Annotated in this window: 2 protein-coding genes; both read left to right on the forward strand. The window is 43.4% G+C overall.

The features are described from left to right. Nucleotides 1-187 precede the first annotated feature (187 nt). Nucleotides 188-949: a sporulation protein gene (locus AC4E96_RS10355; RefSeq protein WP_488033675.1), complete on the forward strand. Its 762-nt coding sequence runs from the start codon at nucleotides 188-190 to the stop codon at nucleotides 947-949. 232 nt (nucleotides 950-1,181) lie between these two features. Beyond that, nucleotides 1,182-3,182, forward strand: a complete 2,001-nt coding sequence (locus AC4E96_RS10360) for a methyl-accepting chemotaxis protein (protein ID WP_490255765.1) — start codon at nucleotides 1,182-1,184, stop codon at nucleotides 3,180-3,182. Nucleotides 3,183-3,228 lie beyond the last annotated feature (46 nt).

The raw sequence follows: 3,228 nt of genomic DNA on the forward strand, positions 1-3,228 counted from the left end.
TATCACCAAGTCAAATGCCACCTAGTCAAGTACCATCGCGTCAGCCGGCGAATGCTGAATAACCTTAGTCCCTCAAGCTCAAAACATTTGTATATCTGGGCAAAAATGTAACATTTTACGACTCGTGCCTTGATTCTTTATTTTTCACCTTTATAACTGAATTATCAAAACCGTAAAGGATACACGTATGTTTAAAAAATTATTGGCAACAGTTGGGATTGGTTCTGCAAAAGTCGACACCTATGTACTAACAGAGCAACTTACTCCAGGTGCAGATTGCGAACTTAACATCGTCATTAAAGCAAGTGACTCTGTCGAACAGGACATCAACGGCCTAACACTTGCCTTGTGCACATCGGCCAAGTCTGAAAAAGAAGTTGGTGATAGCGAAGTGACTGTCAATGAAACAGTCGTATTATCAAGCTGGGCTATTTCGCCGCAAGACTTAGGCTTAAGAGATGGCATCTTGGCACCTGGTCAAGTTATCGAACAAGAGCTCACTATTCGTCTTCATGATGAAACACCAGTGACTGATATTGCCGGTAGTAAATCTCACGTTTGGCTAAAAACAGGTTTGGATATCGACATGGGCCTGGACAGCTCAGATAAAGACTACCTGGCCATCAAGCCTACACCAATCATGATCAATGCGCTTTCTGCGCTTAACCAACTTGGTTATGAGTTGTTTAAGGTAGATGTCGAAAAGGGTCGATTAAATGGCAATGGTTTTAGCTCGTCAGTGCCTTGTTATCAAGAGTTTGAACTTCGCCGCGCCAGTGGCCTGTTTTCTAAGAGTGAAGTCGAAATTAGCTTTGTCCAAATAGGTGAACAAGTTGGCCTCTTGGTCGAGAAAGATCGCTTTTTTGGCGGTGATAGCTATTACAGCTCAATAGTGCCTCGTTCTGCCTCACAAACCGAGCTAAAACAGCTCTTTGACTCTTGGTTATAAATAATCACTTCCCCTATGATTTAGCCGCTTTTAGCGGCTTTTTTTTGCTAGTAATCAAATTTTACAGCTTTAACACGATTTTCCACTAGTTCGCCCTTTAATTACCAATTTATTACAAACAGAGCTTTTTTTATTCATACCACTTGATGTACAGTGGTTATTGCAAAGATGTTTGTAGTATCAAATTGCAGTGCGCTAATAAAAATAAAATCAGATAGTTAGGTTGTAGTATATGGACTTTATAAACCAATCCATCACCAGAAGAATTGTATTCTGGACCGTTCTTCCCCTCTTTGTATTATCTATCATCGCTGGTATTTGGCAGGTGTCAGGTGTCAAAGAAGCGACAACAAAACGCGTTGAGTCAGGTATCACTGACATCGTTAATATTAATGCCACTGAAATTCGTGGTTTTTTTGAGGCCAAAGGCCAAGTCATTCACAGTATTTTTGCCAGTCCACAAGTACTGGATTGGTTTAGTAACTACACCGAGCGTGGCAGTGACTTAAGTCGAGATCAAGAATACCGTGAAGTGGTGCGCTACTTTAAATATTTCTCAGATCAAGACAAAGCCATTAAAAGCGTCTTTTTTGGCTCGGGTAATACCTTTGAGTATTTTGATTTAGAAGGCCGATATGAAAGTGATACTTACTACACCAAAAACCGTCCTTGGTGGTCAGAAGCGCAACAAAAAGGCGGCTTGTACGTTTCAGACCCTGCGGTAGACGCCAACGACGGCTCCATCTCAGCGACCGTCAAAACCCCTATTTATGGTGATGATCGCAAACTGATTGGTGTCGCTGGTATGGATATATTAGTCACGACTATCGGTAAAGAGCTACTGAGCAAAATCAAATACGAAAATGAAGGCTTTGCGTTTTTGGTGACGGCCGAAGGCAAGCTAGTTTACTTCCCACGCTTTAATAAAAACTTTGCTCCTGGCTCACTCATTCAAACCGTGGATAAACAATTTTCTGATGCAGATGGGTTTAGTGACTTAGCCAAATTAGTTAAATCGAGACGTGAAGGTAAATCTTCGGTTACATGGCAAGGTGAACCACACACCGTTATGTTCAAATCAGTCGAAAGCGATTACCCTAAAATGAAATGGCGCTTGGGCTTTGCCGTTCCAGATTCAGTGATCGAACAGCCAGTCGAAGAAGCCATTTGGGCCAACATTGTGATGATTTTGGTCGTGATGATGTTAATTTGTGGTTTGGTCTACATGACAACAGTGCCTGTATTAAAGCCAATCAAAAAGCTCGTTGACACCATGCGTGATATTTCTCAGGGTGAAGGTGACTTAACTAAGCGTATCGAAGAAGACCGCAATGATGAAATTGGTGCCTTGGCCGCCGAGTTCAACCGTTTTATCAGTAAGATTCAATCACTCGTCAAACAGTCGGTTGAATTGACCGAAAACGTTCGTCAAAGCTCTGAGCGAGTGGACCATACTTCTAGTCAAATCATTAAATTAGTTGATAAAGAAAAATCCGAAATCGTTCAAGTAGCAAGTGCATCCGAAGAGTTGGCTTATACTAGTGAGCAAATGGCGCAAAACACTACACACGCTATGACTCATGCGGCGCTTGCTGAAAACAAAGTCGTGGATGGCGCAAAAGTGGTACACAGCGCCATTACGGATATCACCGCACTGTCTAAAAACGTATTAAGCGCTGCCGACGTCGTCAGGGTGCTTCGTCAAGACTCAGAAGGCGTTGGTGAGGTACTGAATGTTATTAAAACTATTGCCGAACAAACCAACTTACTCGCGCTTAATGCTGCCATAGAAGCGGCACGTGCCGGGGAGCAAGGTAAAGGCTTTGCGGTTGTTGCCGATGAAGTCAGAACCTTAGCTAGTCGTACTCAAGAGTCGACGGCGAATATTCAAGACATCATTGAAGGATTGCGTAGCAGTGCCACCAAAGCCGAAGAAGTGATGGAAGAAAGCCGTGATTACGCCGAGCGAAGCATCAGCCAAACTCAGCGCATCGATGACACCCTAAAAGAAATCACGGTTGCAATACGTGAAATTCAGCAACAGACTGAGTCCATTTCGCAAGCCAGTAACGAACAAACCGAAACCGCCCACTCGGTCTCGAAAAACGTTGGCCACCTGAAGTCACTTGCGGACGAGTCCGTAAATGAAACTCAAGGCGCCACCGACTCCATCAACGAAATGCGAGACGACTCACAGCGACTCGCCAATGTGATGGGACAGTTTAGGGTTTAAAGTCTGGGATCTAGAGTTTAGGATCTTAGGTCTTAGATTCGTTTTT

This window comes from Psychrosphaera sp. (genome assembly GCF_982872775.1).

Coding starts and splice junctions, on each gene's coding strand:
- AC4E96_RS10355 (WP_488033675.1), top strand. CDS start 188: ATGTTTAAAAAATTATTGGCAACAGTTGGGATTGGTTCTGCAAAAGTC.
- AC4E96_RS10360 (WP_490255765.1), top strand. CDS start 1,182: ATGGACTTTATAAACCAATCCATCACCAGAAGAATTGTATTCTGGACC.